Raw genomic sequence first — 18,324 nt, 5'->3', positions numbered from 1 at the left:
TGCCTGTGGCACCGGTGATGCGCGGCGCCCGCGGCACCGGTCGTACGTGGCCCTCGGCATCGCGTGCACGCGGCCCCGGCACCCGCCCTACGACGCCCGTACCCCGTCCGGGATCTCCACCAGCCGCACCGGGCGCCGCTCCCGTCGGGAGACCTCGCAGGCCTCGGCCACGCGTAGGGCCTGCAGGGCCTCGTGGCCGTCGCACGGGTTGGCGCGCTCGCCGCGCACCACCTCCACGAAGGCGTTCAGCTCGGCCTCGTAGGCGGGCCCGAACCGCTCCAGGAAGCCGGGCCACGGCTTGGCCGCGGGCGGCGGCCCGGTCGGCTCGGTGGAAGCGAGCGGCGTACGGTCGTCCAGACCGACCACGACCGTGTCCGCCTCCCCGGCCAGCTCCATGCGCACGTCGTAGCCCGCGCCGTTCAGCCGGGTCGCCGTGGCCGTGGCGAGGGTGCCGTCGTCCAGCGTGAGCAGCGCCGCGCCCGTGCCGACATCACCCGCCTCGCGGAACATCGCGGGCCCGGCGTCGGACCCGGTGGCGTAGACGTCGGCCACCTCGCGGCCCGTCACCCACCGCAGCACGTCGAAGTCGTGGATCAGCGTGTCCCGGAACAGCCCGCCGGACAGCGGCAGCCAGTCGGCCGGGGGAGGGGACTGGTCGCAGGTCATCGCGCGCACGGTGTGCAGCCGGCCGAGGCGCCCGGAGCGCACGGCCTCGCGGGCGCCGGCATAGCCCGCGTCGAAGCGCCGCTGGAAGCCCATCTGCAGGATCGTGCCGGCCGCCGCCACCTCGGTGAGCGCCTGGAGCGTGCCCGGCAGGTCGAGCGCGATCGGCTTCTCGCAGAAGACCGGCAGGCCCGAGCGGGCTGCCCGACCGATCAGTTCGGCGTGGGCCGACGTCGCCGTGGTGATCACCACGGCGTCCACGCCCCACTTGAAGATCTCGTCCACACTGGGCGCCACCGTCTCGCCCAGCCGGTGTGCCAGTCCCTGTGCCCGTGCCGGATCCGCGTCCGTCAGGATCAGCGATCCGACATCGCGGTGGCGGCTGAGTGTTCTCGCGTGAAGGGTGCCGATGCGGCCCGTACCGATGACCCCGATGCGCATGGAAACAAAGTGAGGGCGGAGCCCGTACGCTGTCAATGTGTATGTCCGGACAATCGGACTACACAACTTCCCGTCAACCGGCCACGGGGCTACGCTCGGCCCCGTGCCGAAACCAGATGTGGACCCGACCGTGTCGCTCGACCTCCATGTGGACCGGAGCTCCCCGGTACCGCTGTACTTCCAGCTCTCGCAGCAGCTGGAGGCCGCCATCGAGCACGGCAGCCTCACCCCGGGCAGCCTCCTGGGCAACGAGATCGAGCTGGCCGCGCGGCTCGGCCTGTCCCGGCCGACGGTCCGCCAGGCCATTCAGTCCCTCGTCGACAAGGGGCTCCTCGTGCGCCGTCGCGGCGTCGGCACGCAGGTGGTGCACAGCCAGGTCAAGCGCCCGCTGGAGCTGAGCAGCCTGTACGACGACCTGGAGGCGGCCGGCCAGCGCCCCGCGACCAGGGTGCTGGTCAACACCGTCGTACCGGCCTCCGCCGAGGTCGCCGCAGCGCTCGGCGTGCCCGAGGGCAGCGACGTGCACCGCATCGAGCGGCTGCGCCTCGCGCACGGCGAACCGATGGCGTACCTGACCAACCACCTCCCGCCCGGCCTGCTCGACCTGGACACCGGACAGCTGGAGGCCACGGGTCTGTACCGGCTGATGCGCTCGGCCGGGATCACCCTGCACAGCGCCCGCCAGTCCATCGGCGCTCGCGGTGCCACGGCGGCCGAGGCCGAACGCCTCTCCGAGGCCGAGGGCGCGCCGCTGCTCACCATGCAGCGCACCACCTTCGACGACACCGGCCGTGCGGTCGAGTTCGGCGACCACACCTACCGTCCGAGCCGCTACTCCTTCGAGTTCCAGCTGCTCGTCCGGTCATGACGTCGGACTCCGGACCGGTCACAATGTCCGGACAATAAGACCGCTGGGGCACCCCCTGTCCTGTCACGAGTGTTCATGGTGTTCGATACTGGAGTGTTTGGGGCCGCTGAGCTGATCACCGGCCCCTTGCGCACGTACGAACACGGCAAGAAGGGCACGGCCTCGTGGCACGGTTTCGGACCTGGGCGGTCATAGCGTTGACAGGGGCACTTTCGCTGTCCCTGGGAGCGTGCAGCAGCACCGGGGGCAAGCGGGCGGAGGACGCCCGCAAGGCCGCCGCCGCCCAGGGGAGGGCGGCGGTGAACACCCCGCGCTGGACCTTCGCGATGATCACCCACTCGGGAGACGGCGACACCTTCTGGGACATCGTGCAGAGCGGTGCCAGGCAGGCCGCCGTCAAGGACAACATCAACTTCCTGTACTCGCACGACGACCAGGCCCAGCAGCAGGCGCAGCTGGTGGACGCGGCGGTCGACAAGAAGGTCGACGGCATCATCGTCACCCTCGCCAAGCCCGACGCCATGAAGGCCGCCGTGACCCGCGCCGAGAAGGCCGGCATCCCGGTCATCACGGTGAACTCCGGCTCCGAGGAGTCCAAGGCCTTCGGCGCCCTCACCCACATCGGCCAGGACGAGACCGTCGCCGGCGAGGCCGTCGGCGACGAGCTGAACAAGCGCGGGAAGAAGAAGGCCCTGTGCGTGCTGCACGAGCAGGGCAACGTCGGCCACGAGCAGCGCTGCGACGGCGTCGCCAGGACCTTCCACGGCACGCTGCAGAAGCTGTACGTCAACGGCACCGACATGCCCGACGTCCAGTCCGCGATCGAGGCCAAGCTCCAGGCCGACAGGTCCATCGACTCCGTCGTCACGCTCGGCGCCCCGTACGCCGACACCGCCGTGAAGGCCAGGGGTGACGCGGGCAGCAAGGCCGAGATCGACACCTTCGACCTCAACGCCCAGGTCGCTGCCGAGCTGAAGAACGGCACCCTCGGCTTCGCCGTCGACCAGCAGCCGTACCTCCAGGGGTACGAGGCGGTCGACCTGCTGTGGGCCTACAAGTACAACGCCGACGTCCTCGGCGGCGGCAAGCCCGTGCTGACCGGCCCGCAGATCATCACCAAGGACCAGGCCTCCGCGCTGGCCGCGTACACCGAGCGGGGCACCCGATGAGCGCGACCATGGAGAACGCGGCGGGCGAAACCGCTGACGAAAGGATTCTGCAGAGCTCCCCGCTGCGGAAGCTGCTCTCCCGGCCCGAGCTGGGCTCGGTCGTCGGCGCGCTTGCCGTCTTCGTCTTCTTCGCCTGCGCCGCCGACGGTTTCCTGCGCCCCACCAGCCTCAGCACGGTCCTGTACGCCTCCTCGACCATCGGCATCATGGCCGTACCCGTGGCGCTGCTGATGATCGGCGGCGAGTTCGACCTGTCGGCCGGTGTCCTGGTGACGTCCTCGGCGCTGATCTCCTCGATGTTCAGCTACCAGATGACGGCGAACACCTGGGTCGGCGTCGGCGTCTCGCTCCTGGCCACCCTCGCCATCGGCGCCTTCAACGGCTTCGTGCTCACCCGCACGAAACTGCCCAGCTTCATCGTCACGCTGGGCACCTTCCTGATGCTGACCGGCATGAACCTCGGCTTCACCAAGCTGATCGACGGCACGGTGTCGACGAAGACCATCGGGGACATGGAGGGCTTCCCCTCCGCCCACGCGATCTTCGCCTCGACCCTCACGATCGGCGGGGTCGACTTCAAGGTCACGATCCTCTGGTGGTTCGTACTGGTGGCCGTGGCCTCCTGGATCCTGCTGCGCACCCGGGCCGGCAACTGGATCTTCGCCGTCGGCGGCAACCAGGACGCGGCCCGCGCGGTCGGCGTACCGGTCGCCAGGACCAAGATCGGCCTCTACATGGGCGTGGCCTTCGGCGCCTGGATCTGCGGCCAGCACCTGCTGTTCTCCTTCGACGCCGTCCAGTCCGGCGAGGGCGTCGGCAACGAGCTGATCTACATCATCGCGGCCGTGATCGGCGGCTGCCTGATCACCGGCGGCCACGGCAGCGCGATCGGCTCCGCCGTGGGCGCCCTCCTCTTCGGCATGACCAGCAAGGGCATCGTCTTCGCCGAGTGGAACCCCGACTGGTTCAAGTTCTTCCTCGGAGCGATGCTGCTCCTCGCGACCCTGCTCAACGCCTGGGTCAAGAAGCGCGCGGAGGCCAACGAATGACTCTGGTCGAGCTGTCCGACGTCAGCAAGCACTACGGCACCGTCCGCGCCCTCGAAGGCGTCTCGCTGGAGGTCCACCCCGGCGAGATCACCTGCGTCCTCGGCGACAACGGAGCCGGCAAGTCCACCCTGATCAAGATCGTCGCGGGACTGCACCGGCACGACGGCGGCACCCTGAGCATCGAGGGCGAGGAGACGACCCTCTCCTCCCCGCGCGAGGCCCTGGACCGCGGCATCGCCACGGTCTACCAGGACCTGGCGGTGGTCCCCCTCATGCCGGTGTGGCGCAACTTCTTCCTCGGCTCCGAGCCCCGCAGGGGCAGGGGCCCCTTCAAGCGCCTGGACACCGGCCTCATGCGCCGCACCACCCGCGAGGCACTGCTGCGCATGGGCATCGACCTGAGGGACGTCGACCAGCCCATCGGCACCCTCTCCGGCGGCGAACGCCAGTGCGTGGCGATCGCCCGCGCGGTCCACTTCGGCGCGAAGGCCCTGATCCTGGACGAGCCCACCGCGGCACTGGGGGTCAAGCAGTCCGGTGTGGTCCTCAAATATGTGGCCGCGGCACGCGACGAGGGCCTGGGCGTTGTCTTGATCACCCACAACCCGCATCACGCCCACCTGGTGGGGGACAGGTTCGTGCTGCTGCGCAGGGGCACGATGGTGGGCAATTACACACGGGACGAGATCACGCTGGACGAGCTGACGCAGCAGATGGCCGGGGGAGGCGACCTCGAGGCTCTGCGCCATGAACTGCAGCGTGGTTGAGGGGCGCGGGGAACCGCGCGACCCACCACGACGGGCCCGCACCCGGCAACGACCGCGCATTCCCTCTCCTCGCCCCGCGCAGCACTCAGCGTGAGCGTGCGGCACAATCGAGCCCGATGAGCACCTACCGCGACCTCACCGCCCCCATCGGCTCCCGCCGGGCCCCCGTGCTCCGTACGGTCGGCACCAGGGAACGCCGCTCCCACCTGACCGCACCCCGTGTGCCGACGGTGGGGATCGACATCGGCGGCACCAAGGTCATGGCGGGCGTCGTGGACGCCGACGGCAACATCCTGGAGAAGCTCCGCACGGAGACCCCGGACAAGTCCAAGAGTCCCAAGGTCGTCGAGGACACCATCGTCGAACTGGTCCTGGACCTGTCCGACCGGCACGACGTGCACGCCGTCGGCATCGGCGCGGCCGGCTGGGTCGACGCCGACCGCAACCGCGTCCTGTTCGCCCCCCACCTGTCCTGGCGCAACGAACCGCTGCGCGACCGCATCGCCGGTCGCCTCGCGGTTCCCGTCCTGGTGGACAACGACGCCAACACCGCCGCCTGGGCGGAGTGGCGCTTCGGCGCGGGGCGCGGCGAGGACCACCTGGTCATGATCACGCTCGGCACGGGCATCGGCGGCGCCATCCTGGAGGACGGTCAGGTCAAGCGCGGCAAGTACGGCGTCGCCGGCGAGTTCGGCCACATGCAGGTCGTACCCGGCGGCCACCGCTGCCCGTGCGGCAACCGCGGCTGCTGGGAGCAGTACAGCTCCGGCAACGCGCTGGTCCGCGAGGCCAAGGAGCTGGCCGCCGCCGACTCCCCGGTGGCCTACGGCATCATCGAGCACGTCAAGGGCCAGATCGGGGACATCACCGGCCCGATGATCACCGAGCTGGCCCGCGAGGGCGACGCGATGTGCATCGAGCTGCTCCAGGACATCGGCCAGTGGCTCGGCGTCGGCATCGCCAACCTCGCCGCCGCCCTCGACCCCTCCTGCTTCGTCATCGGCGGCGGCGTCTCGGCCGCCGACGACCTGCTCATCGGCCCGGCCCGGGACGCCTTCAAGCGCCACCTCACCGGCCGCGGCTACCGCCCCGAGGCCCGCATCACCCGCGCCCAGCTCGGCCCCGAGGCCGGCATGGTGGGCGCCGCCGACCTCGCCCGGCTGGTCGCGCGCCGGTTCCGCCGGGCCAAGCGCCGCCGGGTGGAGCGGTACGAGCGCTACGAGCGGTACGCCCAGGCCCGCCGCGACCGGGACACCGCATGACCGCCTCCCTGCCCCGCCAGGCCGCCCCGCCGGACGAGCCGCGCCGCCGCCCCGCCGAGGACCCGCGGCACAAGGCCAGGCGCCGCGCGCTCACCCTGCTGATCATCGGGCTGCTGATCGGCGTCCCGGCCGGCTACCTGGTGATCTCCGCGAACCAGAGCCGCGACAGCGGCAAGGACAAGGAGGCCAAGTACTCCGCGACCGGCCTGACCCCGGGCTGGCCGTCGAAGGTGCAGCGCCGCCTCTACCAGGTGGCGGTCCCGTACCCGGCCGCCTACGTCGCCTCCTACGAGACGAACAACTGGAAGACCAGCCGCCTCTACGTGCAGTTCCGTACCAACGAGGCCGGCCTGTACAGCTTCCTGCAGACCATGGGAACACGCCCGGACGAACTGAAGAAGGACGACATCGCCATCGGCGCCCGCGACCAGAAGGTCAGCGGCTGGCACTTCACCGGCACCGGCCCCTGGTGGGGACTGACCCACGAGCAGAAGAACCCGGCGCCGACCCAGGACGTGGTCGTGAACATGTCCGACCCGAAGAACCCGACGGTCTACGTCGTCTCCCGCACGGTTCCGTAACCGCGGGCCCGGCCGGTCCGGGGGCCGACTGTCAGACCCCGCCCGTAGAGTCGAAGACGTCTGATCCGACGTAGGGGGGAGGTGGCAGGACGTATGAGCGCAGGCACGGCCGCGGTGGCCGAGCGCGAGGAAGGCCCCGGGCGGGCCGGGGACCGGGTCCCGGTGCGCCTCGCGTCCGTGTACCTCCCGGCGCCTCTCCCGCGCGACGGCCGCATCGCCTTCTGGGACCCCGAGGGAGGCGCCGTCGAGGGCGACACCGCCGAGCTCACGGTCGTACGACGCCATGGTGCGGGGGTGCGCCGCCGACAGGTGCCCGCGCTCACCCTGCCGCTCGCCCAGGCCCTGCCGCTGCTGGTCCGGGCCCGCCGCGACCCGGCCGCCCATCCCGCGACGGCCTGCTGGGGCGCCGCCGCGCTGCACGCCCTGCGGCTGGTCGCCCGCGGCCGCCTGCTGCCGGGCCTGACCCCGAGCGGTCATGACGCCTGGCGGGCGGGGCCGCTGGAGCCCGCCGACATCGCCCACCTGCGCGCGGTCGCCGCGGCCCTGCCCCCGGAGGGCCACGCCGTGCCGCTCCCGGACCCCGGTCCGCTGCGCCTGCCCGAGCCGGAGGCCCTGATCCGCTCCTTCCTGGACGCGGTCGCCGACGCCCTGCCCCGCACCCCGGCCGCCCCGCACGCCTCCGGCCGGCCCTTCGCCGCCCGGGAGCCCGTGGCGCTGCCACAGGCCCATGCATGGGCCGCCGAGGTCGCCGCCGGCATGGACGCGGGCGTGCGGATCTCGCTCCGCCTGGACCTGTCCGCGTACGACGTCTTCGACGCCGGCGAGAGTGCCGGCGCCCGCGCCGCCGGGGCGGCCGTCGTCCAGGTGCACAGCCTCGCCGACCCCACCCTGGTGGCCGACGCGGCGGCCCTGTGGGCGGGGGAGGCCGACTCGGCGTTCGGGCCGCGCTCGCGCGTGGACACCGCCCTCGCCGTGCGTCGCGCGGCCCGCGTGTGGCCGCCCCTGGACCGGCTCGCCGAACAGGACGTGCCCGACGTGCTCGCCCTGTCCGAGGAGGAGCTGGGCGAGCTCCTCGGCGTCGCCGCCACACGGCTGGCCGCCGCCGGGGTCGCCGTGCACTGGCCCCGGGACCTCGCCCGCGACCTCACGGCCACCGCGGTGGTCCGCCCGGCGCCCGGCTCGGCGACCGACGGCACCGGCTTCTTCGAGAGCGACGAACTGCTCCGGTTCCGCTGGCAGTTGGCGCTCGGCGGGGATCCGCTCAGCGAGGCCGAGATGGACTCCCTCGCCGAGGCCCATCGCCCGGTCGTACGGCTGCGGGACCGCTGGGTGCTGGTCGACCCGGCCCTCGTCCGCAAGGCCCGCAAGCGCGAACTGGGTCTGCTCGACCCGGTCGACGCGCTGTCCGTCGCGCTCACCGGCACCGCCGACGTGGACGGCGAGACCGTCGAGGCCGTACCGGTCGGCGCGCTGGCCACCCTCCGCGACCGCCTCACGGCGGGCCTGCGCCCCGCCGACCCGCCCGCCGGGCTGGCCGCCACCCTGCGCGACTACCAACTCCGGGGCCTGGCCTGGCTGGACCTCATGACCTCCCTCGGCCTCGGCGGCTGCCTCGCCGACGACATGGGCCTCGGCAAGACCGTCACCCTCATCGCCCTGCACCTGAAGCGCGCCCGCAGCGAACCGACCCTCGTGGTCTGCCCGGCCTCCCTGCTCGGGAACTGGCAGCGGGAGATCACCCGGTTCGCGCCCGGCGTCCCCGTCCGCCGCTTCCACGGCCTGGGCCGCACCCTGGAGGGCCTGGAGGGCGGCTTCGTCCTCACCACGTACGGCACGATGAGGTCGGCGGCCGCCCATCTCGCCGACCACCCCTGGGGCATGGTCGTCGCCGACGAGGCCCAGCATGTGAAGAACCCCTACTCGGCCACCGCCAGGGCGCTGCGCAGCATCCCGGCCCCCGCACGGGTGGCGCTGACCGGCACCCCCGTGGAGAACAACCTCTCCGAACTGTGGGCCCTGCTCGACTGGACCACGCCCGGACTCCTCGGCCCCCTGAAGTCCTTCCGCGCGCGGCACGCCCGCGCGGTGGAGAACGGCGAGGACCAGGAGGCCGTCGAGCGCCTCGCCCGCCTGGTCCGTCCCTTCCTCCTCCGCCGCAAGAAGTCCGACCCCGGCATCGTCCCCGAACTGCCCCCCAAGACCGAGACGGACCACCCGGTGCCGCTCACCCGCGAGCAGGCCGCGCTGTACGAGGCGGTGGTGCGCGAGTCGATGCTGGCCATCGAGACCGCCGAGGGCATCGCCCGCCGGGGCCTGGTACTGAAACTCCTGGGCGCCCTGAAGCAGATCTGCGACCACCCGGCGCTGTATCTGAAGGAGGAGGCGCGCGCCGACCGGCTTGCGGCCCGCTCCGGCAAACTCGCCCTGCTGGACGAGCTGTTGGACACCGTCCTCGCCGAGGACGGCTCGGCGCTCGTCTTCACCCAGTACGTCGGCATGGCCCGCCTCCTCACCGCGCACCTGTCCGCCCGCGCGATCCCCGTGGACCTGCTGCACGGCGGCACGCCGGTCCCGGAGCGCGAGCGCATGGTGGACCGCTTCCAGAACGGCGAGACCCCGGTCCTGGTCCTCTCCCTCAAGGCGGCGGGCACCGGCCTGAACCTCACCCGCGCGGGCCATGTCGTCCACTTCGACCGCTGGTGGAACCCGGCGGTCGAGGAACAGGCCACCGACCGCGCCTACCGCATTGGCCAGACCCAGCCGGTCCAGGTCCACCGCCTGGTCACCGAGGGCACGGTCGAGGACCGCATCGCCGAGATGCTCACCGCCAAGCGTGCCCTGGCCGACGCCATCCTGGGCTCCGGCGAGGCGGCCCTCACCGAGCTGACCGACCGTGAGCTGTCCGACCTCGTCTCGCTGCGGAGGCCGTCGTGACGGGCGGCGAACAGCGCCCCGGCGACGCCGCCCGCCGGGCCCTGCGGGAGGCACGACGGCGGGCGGAGACCGCACCGGCCGGCTCCGAACCCGTGGAAGCAGGGCGTACCGGGTTCGAGCGGGCGGAGACCGGCCGAGCGGACACCGCGGAGGACCAGGTGGCGTCCGACCGTGCCGGCACCGTGCAGCCGAGGCCCGCGGACGTGGCGCGGGCCGCCCTCCGGTCGGCCTCCGCTGGTGCGGGTGGCCATGCGGTGCCTGAGTCTGCGGATGCGGGCGCCCGAGAGGTCCCTGGGTCTGCCGTTGCCGGTGATCGTGATGTGCGGGGGGCCGTGGGCGGAGGTGACAGTGGGGTACCTGGGGCGGCCGGTGCCGGTGACCCCTCAGGGCCCGCCGTTGCGGCAGACCGTGACCTGCCCGGGTCCGCCCGTGCGGAACGTCCTGCCGGGCGCCCCGCCGACCTGGCCAGGGAAGCGCTGCGGTCCGCCCGCCGGGAGGCGCTGCGCGCCGAGGCCGAGACGGACGAGGCCGCCGCGCGCGGCGAGTGGTCGAAGGCGCCCCGTGCCCGGCGCGGGCCGCGCCCGACCGGTGGCTCCGGTGTGACGGCGCCGCGCCCCGCGACCGTTCCCGGACCGGAATCCCGGGCCGCTCGCATCAAGGCCGCCCAGGACATGCGGCACTACCTGGCCAACGCCTTCCGGATGCCGGCGGGGTCCGACACCCCGGAGGAGGAGACACCGGGCCCGGACACCATCGGCACCGGCGACGGCACCGACAGCACCGGACCGCGCCCCGTCACCACCCCGGCGCCCCCGCCCCCGCGCACACCACAGCCCGCCGTTCACGCCGAACCGGACCACACCTCTGCCGGTACCGACCACCTTCCCGCCGAGCCGGGCTCCACCTGGCGCGAGTCGGCGTCCGCCCACGTGCCCGCCACCATGGCCACCCCCCACCGCGACACCGAACTCCGCCGCACCTTTCCGCCGTTCTCGCCCCGCGAGGCCGGTGCCGAGGACGTGCCCTTCGCGGAGACCTGGTGGGGCAACGCATGGGTGGCCGCGCTGGAGCAGGACGCGCTGGACCCGAAGAGGCTGGCGCGGGGCCGTGGTTACGCCGACCAGGGGCACGTCGACGCGATCACCGTGACCCCGGGCCTCGTCCTGGCGTACGTCCGCGGGAGCCGGCCCCGCCCGTACCGGGTGCAGGTGCGGGTCCGCACGCTGGAGGACGCGGACTGGGAGCGCTTCCTGGACGCGGCCGCCGACCGGCCCGGGCACATCGCCGCGCTGCTCGACAAGGAACTGCCCCAGTCCCTCGCCGACTGCGGCGTACCGCTCCTGCCCGGTCCCGGAGACCTCGTGCCGCGCTGCAGCTGCCCCGACTCCGGGCACCCCTGCAAGCACGCGGCCGCACTCTGCTACCAGACGGCACGGCTGCTCGACGCCGACCCGTTCGTGCTGCTCCTGCTGCGTGGCCGGGGCGAGCGCAGCCTGCTCGACGCGCTGTCCCGGCGCAGCGCCGCCCGTGCGGCCCGCGCGGCCCAGGAGCGGCAGCCCGAGTCCCTGCCGGGCGTCCGCGCCGCAGAAGCCCTCGCCCCGCGGGAACTCCCCCCGCTGCCCCCGCCGTTGCCGGCGCCCCCGCACCCCGAGCAGCCCCCGGTCTACCCGGCGGCGCCCGGCGGCCCGGACCCCTTCGCCCTGGACCAGCTCGCGACCGACGCCGCCGCCCGCGCCCACGCGCTGCTCGGCACCGGACGTGACCCGGTGGGCGAACTGACGCTGTGGCAGGACGCGGTACGCCTGGCCGCCGCCCGCCCCGGCTCCGGTCTCACGGCCACCACCCGCACCCTGTACGCCACTCTCGCCACGGCCGCGGGCCGCACCCCGGCCGAGCTCGCGCGGGCCGTCGCGGCCTGGCGCCAGGGCGGCGCCGCGGGGCTGGCCGTCCTGGAGGAGCCGTGGGACCCGCCGGCCGGCCGCTTCGACCGGGCCCGCCCGCTGCTGCTCGCCGCCGACCTGCCGGCGTTCCGCCCCTGGCGCAACCGCCTCACCCATCCGCGCGGCCACGTCCAACTCCGCCTCGGCCGCGACGGCCTGTGGTACCCCTACGAGTCCGAACCGGGCCAGGACGACTGGTGGCCCCGCGGCACACCCGACCTGGACCCGGTGGGTGCCCTGACCGGTCTCGGCGCCCCGGACGACGCCTGACGGGACGGCACCCGACGCCTTGATTGCCCGCGGCGCGCGAAGGCCGGTGCCGGCAGCGGTCGTCGCTGCCGGCACCGGCCTCACGGTGCTGGGATGTGCCTGATCAGTAGGCGGAGTTGACCTTGTCGATGGAGCCGTAGCGGTGCGCGGCGTAGTTGGCGGCCGCGGTGATGTTGGCCACCGGGTCGGTCACGCTCTTGGCGGTACCGGAGACGTGGTACGCGTTGAAGGTGGGGTCGATGACCTGGAGCAGGCCCTTGGAGGGGGTGCCCTGCTTGGCGTTGACGTCCCAGTTGTTCTGGGCGTTGGGGTTGCCGCCGGACTCGCGCAGGATGTTGCGCTTGAGGCCCTCGTAGCTGCCCGGGATGCCCTTGGCCTTCATGATGGCCAGGGACTGCTTGATCCAGGCGTCGAGGTTGCCCGTGGCGCCGGCCTTGCCCCGGGCGGCGGAGCTGTCGTTCGAGGACGCCGTGACCACCGAGGAGGTGTGAACCTGCGTCGCTTCGGCGGCCTGTGCGTTCGCGGGCATCAGAGTGAGGGCGACGGCCGCCGCGCCGGTGGTGGTGATGCCGGTGAGGGCGAGGGTGCGCAGACGGGCGATGCGGGTGCGAGTGGTCATGGTCATACGGAAGGAACTCTCCAAGGAAGGACGTCGTCGGTGCCGGCCGCTGTCGGTCGCGGTGGCGTGGGGCGGTGCCCCGTGCTGCATCGGGAGCGGGCAGATCCGGCGGAGTTCCGCTCGGTCGGCCTGTGGCTCTCGGCGACGACAGCAATAGTTAGCGGCGGGCCGGGCGCGGCGCAATGATGTGACGTACTACCCGACTACGGAGGAATGTCCGAAATGGGCCGCTATAGAGAATTCTGTGCAGGTCAGGACGGTGAAGTCGCTACGGCCCACTTTAGGATGTGATCTGCGCCCTATGGGTGGCATCACACGAGCGACCCCCCTGTCAGGGGTTCGGCGCGCCTTGTGAGGGGGAATCCGGGTCTCGCGCCGGGCGCCGGAGGCGGGTGCGCGGAGGGCCGCATGAACCGTGTGTGGGTCCGGTGCGGTGGGCCCCGCGTGCTGCGCCGGCGCCTGGTGGGCGATGAGATCTTGACCGGCCGGCCGGCATCCGGCGGGCGGGGGGACGTGAGTCGTCAGGGTGCTGTTCAGCGCCCTCGGGATCGGTGGAGCCGTGGGTCTCGCCGACGGCCTGAAGTACTCCCCGCGCTTGTCCGGCACCCCGGGGCTCCTGGCGACACGGATCTGCGACACCACCGGCACCGGCAAACGGCGGCACGCCGACTGCTACGGCGTCTTCCGTGCCGACGATCACCGCCTGGTGGACGGGTTCGCCTCCGTCGGCGGCTCCTGCGAGGCCGGGACCGTGCTGCCGGTCCAGCGGGACGCGGGCGGCCACTGTCATCCGGTCGGGGTTGCTCCGACGGCCGGGCGGCCGGCCGGGATCTGCGCCGGTGCGGTGGCACTCACCGCCGGCCTGACCGCTCTGTGCGGCGCGTTCTCCACCGTGATGCTCCGGCTGGGCGGCCGTATCGGCGCGGTGCTGTGGTCGCCGGGGGTCGCCCGGATGCTGGGCCGGCTGCTCAAGGCGTGCGGCATCGCTTTCGCCCTCTTCCGCGTGGCGGGCGTGATCGGGTGGCCGGCCCTGCCCTGAGGGCCCGTGCCCGTGGCCGTGGACCCGCGTGACACGGCCTGCCCCGGCCGGGATCTACACTCAGTTGGTAGCCGCAAGCAACGGAACGTGAGTGACCGCCGTCACCCTCGTCGGCCGAAGCAGCTGGACGGCTACCTGGTCGACCGCACGTACACAGGCCTCGGAGCCGGGATGGACCCGGCCGGCGAGGCGAGGCAAGGAGATCCGCACGCATGACCACGTCCGCATCCCCGGCCCGTGGGGAAACCGCAGCGATACCGGAGTCGGCGCCGGCCGGCCGGCTGACGCACCGGCAGATCATGACGATCCTCAGCGGCCTCATGCTGGGGATGTTCCTCGCCGCGCTCGACCAGACCATCGTCAGCACCTCGATCCGCACGATCGCCGACGACCTGCACGGACTCAGCTCGCAGGCTTGGGTCACCACCGCCTACCTGATCACCTCCACCATCAGCACGCCGCTGTACGGCAAGCTGTCCGACCTCTACGGCCGCAAACCCTTCTTCCTGGCGGCCATCACGATCTTCATCGCGGGCTCGGCGGCCTGCTCGTTCGCCACCTCGATGACGGAGCTGTCCGCCTTCCGGGCCTTCCAGGGCATCGGCGCCGGCGGTCTGATGTCCCTGGCGCTGGCGATCATCGGTGACATCGTGCCGCCCCGCGAGCGAGCCCGGTACCAGGGCTACATGCTCGCCATGTTCGGCTCCTCCAGCGTGCTCGGCCCGCTGATCGGCGGCTTCCTCGCCGGACGCAGCAGCATCCTGGCCATCGCCGGCTGGCGCTGGGTGTTCCTGGTCAACGTGCCGGTCGGCATCATCGCGCTGTTCGTCGTCGCCAAGGTGCTGAACCTCCCGCACACCCGGCGTGAGCACCGCATCGACTGGTGGGGCGCGCTCACCATCGCGATCGGTGTGGTGCCGCTGCTGCTCGTGGCCGAGCAGGGCCAGACCTGGGGCTGGACCTCCACGAAGGCCTGTGTCTGCTACGCGGTCGGCGCGGTCGGCCTGGTGGTGTGGGTCCTGGTCGAGCGGGCCATGGGCGAGGAGGCCCTGATCCCGATGCGGCTGTTCCGCAGCGCGGTGTTCAGCAAGATGAGCCTGCTGTCCGTGCTCATCGGCATGGGCATGTTCGGCGGAATGATGATGGTTCCGCTGTACCTGCAGATCGTGAAGGGGGTCAGCCCCACCAAGTCGGGCCTGATGATGCTGCCGCTGATGGTCGGCATGATCGCCGGCACCATCGTGGTCGGACGCATCATCCAGAAGACCGGCAAGTACAAGATCTTCCCCGTCATCGGCACCCTGCTGCTGATCGCCGCCACGCTGCTGTTCCACTACCGGGTGCAGTGGGACAGCCCGCTGCCGGAGACCATGGCCTACATGGCGCTGTTCGGCATCGGCCTCAGCGGATGCATGCAGATCCTGACCCTCGCCGTGCAGAACGCCGTGGAGCCCAAGGACATGGGCGTGGCGACCGCGTCGGCCACCTTCTTCCGGCAGATGGGCGGCACCGCCGGCACCGCGGTCTTCCTGTCCGTGCTGTTCAGCACCGTCGGCGACAAGATCAGCTCGGCCTTCCGGGCCGCGTACGCGACGCCCGCGTTCCAGGCCGCGCTGCACGACCCCGCCGTACGCCACAACCCCGCGAACGCGCCGGTGCTCGAGATGTTCAAGCACCCGGCGGCGGGCGGCGGAAGCGGCTCGGGCGTGCTCGACGACTCCTCCTTCATCCAGCACCTCGACCCGCGCCTGGCCCAGCCGTTCAAGGTCGGTTTCACCGACTCGATGCAGCTCGTGTTCCTCATCGCGGCGGCCGTGATGGCCCTGGGCTTCCTGGTCGCGGTGTGGACCAAGGAGGTGCCGCTGCGCAAGGTCTCCGGCCTGGAGGCACGGGCCGCCGAGGAGAACGCCGGCGCCGCCCCGGAGCCGGCCGCGGCCACCGAGCCCGCCGCGGCCACAGCGGCCGGGCCCGCCGCCGACCCTGCCGCCACGCAGGCCACCGCCGCCGAGCCCGCCGCCGAAGCGTCCGCCGCGGGGACGCGGTCGGGCGCCGCGCCGGCCGATCGTTTCGCACCCGTGCCCGGCGCCCCGTCGTACGGCGTCCGGGGCCGGGTGCTGGACGGCGCGGGCGCGGCGGTGCCGCAGGCCGTGATCACCTTGATCGACGTGAACGGACGGCAGCTCGGCCGGGCCGTGAGCGGCGCGGACGGGGCCTACGCGGTGTCCGTCACCGGCCCCGGCACCTATGTGCTGATCGGCGCCGCCGGTGCCCGGCAGCCCCAGGCCGTCACGGTGCTCGTCGGTGACGAGCCGGTCGACTGCGATCTCGCGCTCAGCGGCACCGTCGCCCTGACCGGGACGGTCCGGGACGCCGCCGAGGGACAGCCGCTGCCGGGAGCCCTGCTGGTCGCCACCGATGTACGCGGCGAGGTCGTGTCCTCCGCGACCTCGGCCGCCGACGGCGCCTTCGAGCTCGCCGATCTGGTCCCCGGCAGCTACACGCTGGTGGTGAACGCGCCCGGACACCGCCCGGCCGCCCTCCCGGTCGACGTCACCGCCGCGGCGGTCGAGCCGTACGAGATCCGCCTCGAACCCGGCGCCCGGCTGGGCGGCGTCGTCAGCACCGCCACCGGCCGCCCGCTCGACGACGCCAAGGTCACCCTGCTGGACTCGGCCGGGAACGTGATCGGCACCACGATCACCGGCTCCGACGGCGCCTACGGGTTCACCGACCTCGACGGCGGCGAGTACACCGTCATCGCCAGCGGCTACGCCCCGGTCGCCGCCTCGGTGCGCCTGGACGGCAGCGGCGTCACCGGCCTCGACCTCGAGCTGTCGCACGAGGAGGGCACCCGGTAGCGGTCCGCCGGGCCGGCACGGGCGCCGGAACGGTCGTAAAGGATCTTCGCGGAGCGCTCATAACGTGGGACGTCGTGCGTCGGGCTCCGACCCAGCCGGGTGCGACATCGCGGTCCGGCGGAGTTGGCGTAGTTGGTGACAGACGCGTGAGAGCGCCTGTGAGAGGGGCGTTCGACGGCAAGCCCCTGCAGGCGCGGCCGGCGGGGGCTTCCGGGCGGGTGTGCTGCAGCTCCGACGTCGGCACCGTTGCCCTCGGGTTCGGGCGACCAACAGGCATAGCCGTCGCCCCTGCAACGTCGAACGCCCCTGGAGAGGTCTGAGGCGATGCCTGCCCCCGCCGAGGGGCGCACGGGCTCTTCGTCCGCGGGCTGTTCATGGTCGCGCAAGAGCATCCGTCGTGCACCGGGTGGACGCCCTGACCGGCCGGCCGACGCTGTGCCGCACCCGAGCGAAGTGGCCTGTGGCCGCGGGCCGAAGGCTGGGAGGCGGATGTGGCTTGCGGACGGGTACTCGCCCGCCGGGCCGCGCCCTAGACTGCGACCGCTCCGAAATCTGACGATCTTTTGGAGGGTGTGCAGGATGAACCGAGCTCTCATGACCGCATTGGCGGCAGCAGCGTTGGTCGTGTCCGGGGGCAGCACCACCGCCTCCGCCTCCGATGCCCCGCCGCGAACCACGCACGGTCCTTGCCAGTACACCCAGACACCGGACGAGCCGGCGGCGCGGCCGGTTCCCCTGCCGCCCGACCCGCGGCACACCCCCAGTCACGGCACGGTCGATATGGCTGTCCCGACCAGCCAGGGCCCGCTCCCGCTGCGTCTGGACCGGGCGAAGGCGCCGTGCACGGTCCAGAGCTTCCTGCACCTGGCGCGGCACCGGTTCTACGACCGTACGGTGTGCCATCGGCTGACGGCGTACCCGACGCTGAAGGTCCTGCAGTGCGGCGACCCGACCGGTACTGGCGAGGGTGGGCCGGGGTACGAGTACAAGGACGAGCTGCCGGTGGACCTGCCGCCGGCACCGAGCGATCCGACCGGCGTCCGTCGCCTTTACGGGCGCGGTTTGCTGGCGATGGCCAACGCCGGGCCGAACACGAACGGTTCGCAGTTCTTCGTCGTCTACGGCGACTCCGCGCTGCGACCGAACTACACGGTGTTCGGCACGGTCGGTGCCGCCGGCCTGAAGACGCTCGACAAGATCGCTGCCGGCGGTATCGAGCCAACTCCGCAGGACCCTGCGCCTGTCGACGGCATGCCCGTGCTGCGGACCGAGCTGCTCAGCGTCCGGCCGTCCTGCCGGCCCTGATGAACTGTGGTGCGGTCACCGTGGGTCCAGCTATGGCGCTGGATCGCCGACCTGCGTATTCATGAATCCGGCAGATTCTGCTCGACCGTTTCCGGATCCCGGCGGTTCAACGCGTGGAGTGCGTCGTGGTGCCGGGACCTGTCGTGGATTCGAGGGTGGAGACCGGGGGAGCGCGGTCGTGGCGACGGCCGGTGGTGCGCTGTGGTTGCCGATGGCGAAGGCCACGCGGCCGACTCAACCCCTCCCGGATTGCTCCCGCAGACCGCGAGGTCGCACTGCTGACCAGGTGAGGGCCTGCGCGGTCCGCCCGCACACCTCTTCACCGGCCGAATTTTCCGCGCCGCCCCCGGGGTGCGTGCCGTTCAGGCTGATCAGCACGCGCCGGCCCCCATGCGGGGGCCAACCGCATTCTATGGAGAAGCAAAGAATTCGACCCGGTACTGCCCGGTAGGACCCGTTCCGGTCTACGTTCCCACCGCACCCTGTCATGTCACGCTCACCCGGCGTGGCAGGGCGCCTGTGAGTGTCATGCTCATGACTGCGCGGTCCGCCGCCGCTA

Annotated in this window: 13 protein-coding genes; 11 read left to right on the top strand and 2 right to left on the bottom strand. The window is 72.5% G+C overall.

Going from position 1 to position 18,324, the window contains the following annotated elements; genetic code table 11:
- Positions 1-87 precede the first annotated feature (87 nt).
- Positions 88-1,104, bottom strand: a complete 1,017-nt coding sequence (locus FB563_RS02785; protein ID WP_055708273.1) for a Gfo/Idh/MocA family protein — start codon at positions 1,102-1,104, stop codon at positions 88-90.
- Positions 1,105-1,234: 130 nt separating this feature from the next.
- On the opposite strand from FB563_RS02785, the gene FB563_RS02780 reads away from it, so the two are divergent.
- From FB563_RS02780 to FB563_RS43865, 8 genes are all read left to right on the top strand, one after another.
- The gene (locus tag FB563_RS02780) at positions 1,235-1,972 is read left to right on the top strand and encodes a GntR family transcriptional regulator (RefSeq protein ID WP_107100722.1); all 738 of its coding nucleotides are present in this window, start codon (positions 1,235-1,237) and stop codon (positions 1,970-1,972) included.
- A 164-nt stretch (positions 1,973-2,136) separates the two neighbouring features.
- Positions 2,137-3,141 carry a sugar ABC transporter substrate-binding protein gene (locus FB563_RS02775; protein WP_055708275.1) on the top strand — a complete coding sequence of 335 codons (1,005 nt, stop codon included), beginning with the start codon at positions 2,137-2,139 and terminating at the stop codon, positions 3,139-3,141.
- The gene (locus FB563_RS02770; protein ID WP_055708276.1) at positions 3,138-4,190 is read left to right on the top strand and encodes an ABC transporter permease; all 1,053 of its coding nucleotides are present in this window, start codon (positions 3,138-3,140) and stop codon (positions 4,188-4,190) included. Before FB563_RS02775 ends, FB563_RS02770 begins: the two co-directional genes overlap by 4 nt.
- Entirely contained in the window at positions 4,187-4,957 is a 771-nt protein-coding gene (locus FB563_RS02765; protein WP_055708277.1) for an ATP-binding cassette domain-containing protein, read from the top strand. Before FB563_RS02770 ends, FB563_RS02765 begins: the two co-directional genes overlap by 4 nt.
- A gap of 116 nt (positions 4,958-5,073) precedes the next feature.
- Positions 5,074-6,219, top strand: coding sequence for an ROK family glucokinase (locus tag FB563_RS02760; protein ID WP_055708278.1), 1,146 nt, complete (start codon positions 5,074-5,076; stop codon positions 6,217-6,219).
- Complete coding sequence (locus FB563_RS02755; RefSeq protein WP_055708279.1) at positions 6,216-6,800, top strand: hypothetical protein; 585 nt, start codon at positions 6,216-6,218, stop codon at positions 6,798-6,800. The genes FB563_RS02760 and FB563_RS02755 overlap by 4 nt, the downstream gene beginning before the upstream one ends.
- A 93-nt stretch (positions 6,801-6,893) precedes the next feature.
- Complete coding sequence (locus FB563_RS02750) at positions 6,894-9,734, top strand: DEAD/DEAH box helicase (protein WP_055708280.1); 2,841 nt, start codon at positions 6,894-6,896, stop codon at positions 9,732-9,734.
- Between the two features lie 332 nt (positions 9,735-10,066).
- A complete protein-coding gene (locus FB563_RS43865; protein ID WP_425281727.1) occupies positions 10,067-11,944 on the top strand; it encodes an SWIM zinc finger family protein in 1,878 nt (625 codons plus the stop codon).
- Positions 11,945-12,047: 103 nt separating this feature from the next.
- On the opposite strand, the gene FB563_RS02740 is transcribed toward FB563_RS43865, so the two are convergent.
- Positions 12,048-12,569: a transglycosylase SLT domain-containing protein gene (locus FB563_RS02740; protein ID WP_142218437.1), complete on the bottom strand. Its 522-nt coding sequence runs from the start codon at positions 12,567-12,569 to the stop codon at positions 12,048-12,050.
- 553 nt (positions 12,570-13,122) lie between these two features.
- Between FB563_RS02740 and FB563_RS02735 the strand changes: the two genes are divergently transcribed.
- The 3 genes from FB563_RS02735 to FB563_RS02725 all read left to right on the top strand — a co-directional run bounded on the left by FB563_RS02735 (position 13,123) and on the right by FB563_RS02725 (position 17,765).
- The gene (locus FB563_RS02735; protein ID WP_142218436.1) at positions 13,123-13,602 is read left to right on the top strand and encodes a hypothetical protein; all 480 of its coding nucleotides are present in this window, start codon (positions 13,123-13,125) and stop codon (positions 13,600-13,602) included.
- Between the two features lie 212 nt (positions 13,603-13,814).
- Positions 13,815-16,460, top strand: a complete 2,646-nt coding sequence (locus FB563_RS02730; protein ID WP_055709026.1) for an MFS transporter — start codon at positions 13,815-13,817, stop codon at positions 16,458-16,460.
- Positions 16,461-17,240: 780 nt separating this feature from the next.
- Positions 17,241-17,765 (top strand): peptidylprolyl isomerase, encoded by a 525-nt coding sequence (locus tag FB563_RS02725; protein ID WP_234357941.1) that lies wholly within the window; start codon positions 17,241-17,243, stop codon positions 17,763-17,765.
- Positions 17,766-18,324 lie beyond the last annotated feature (559 nt).

Origin of the sequence: Streptomyces puniciscabiei, assembly GCF_006715785.1 — a bacterium.
Taxonomy (GTDB): domain Bacteria; phylum Actinomycetota; class Actinomycetes; order Streptomycetales; family Streptomycetaceae; genus Streptomyces; species Streptomyces puniciscabiei.
This window is presented reverse-complemented; position numbering and strand designations above follow the sequence as displayed.

Excerpts from the sequence above, each read along its gene's own strand:
- FB563_RS02785 (WP_055708273.1), bottom strand. The coding sequence starts at position 1,104 with ATGCGCATCGGGGTCATCGGTACGGGCCGCATCGGCACCCTTCACGCG.
- FB563_RS02770 (WP_055708276.1), top strand. The coding sequence starts at position 3,138 with ATGAGCGCGACCATGGAGAACGCGGCGGGCGAAACCGCTGACGAAAGG.
- FB563_RS02765 (WP_055708277.1), top strand. The coding sequence starts at position 4,187 with ATGACTCTGGTCGAGCTGTCCGACGTCAGCAAGCACTACGGCACCGTC.
- FB563_RS02760 (WP_055708278.1), top strand. The coding sequence starts at position 5,074 with ATGAGCACCTACCGCGACCTCACCGCCCCCATCGGCTCCCGCCGGGCC.
- FB563_RS02755 (WP_055708279.1), top strand. The coding sequence starts at position 6,216 with ATGACCGCCTCCCTGCCCCGCCAGGCCGCCCCGCCGGACGAGCCGCGC.
- FB563_RS02750 (WP_055708280.1), top strand. The coding sequence starts at position 6,894 with ATGAGCGCAGGCACGGCCGCGGTGGCCGAGCGCGAGGAAGGCCCCGGG.
- FB563_RS02740 (WP_142218437.1), bottom strand. The coding sequence starts at position 12,569 with ATGACCATGACCACTCGCACCCGCATCGCCCGTCTGCGCACCCTCGCC.
- FB563_RS02730 (WP_055709026.1), top strand. The coding sequence starts at position 13,815 with ATGACCACGTCCGCATCCCCGGCCCGTGGGGAAACCGCAGCGATACCG.
- FB563_RS02725 (WP_234357941.1), top strand. The coding sequence starts at position 17,241 with ATGGCTGTCCCGACCAGCCAGGGCCCGCTCCCGCTGCGTCTGGACCGG.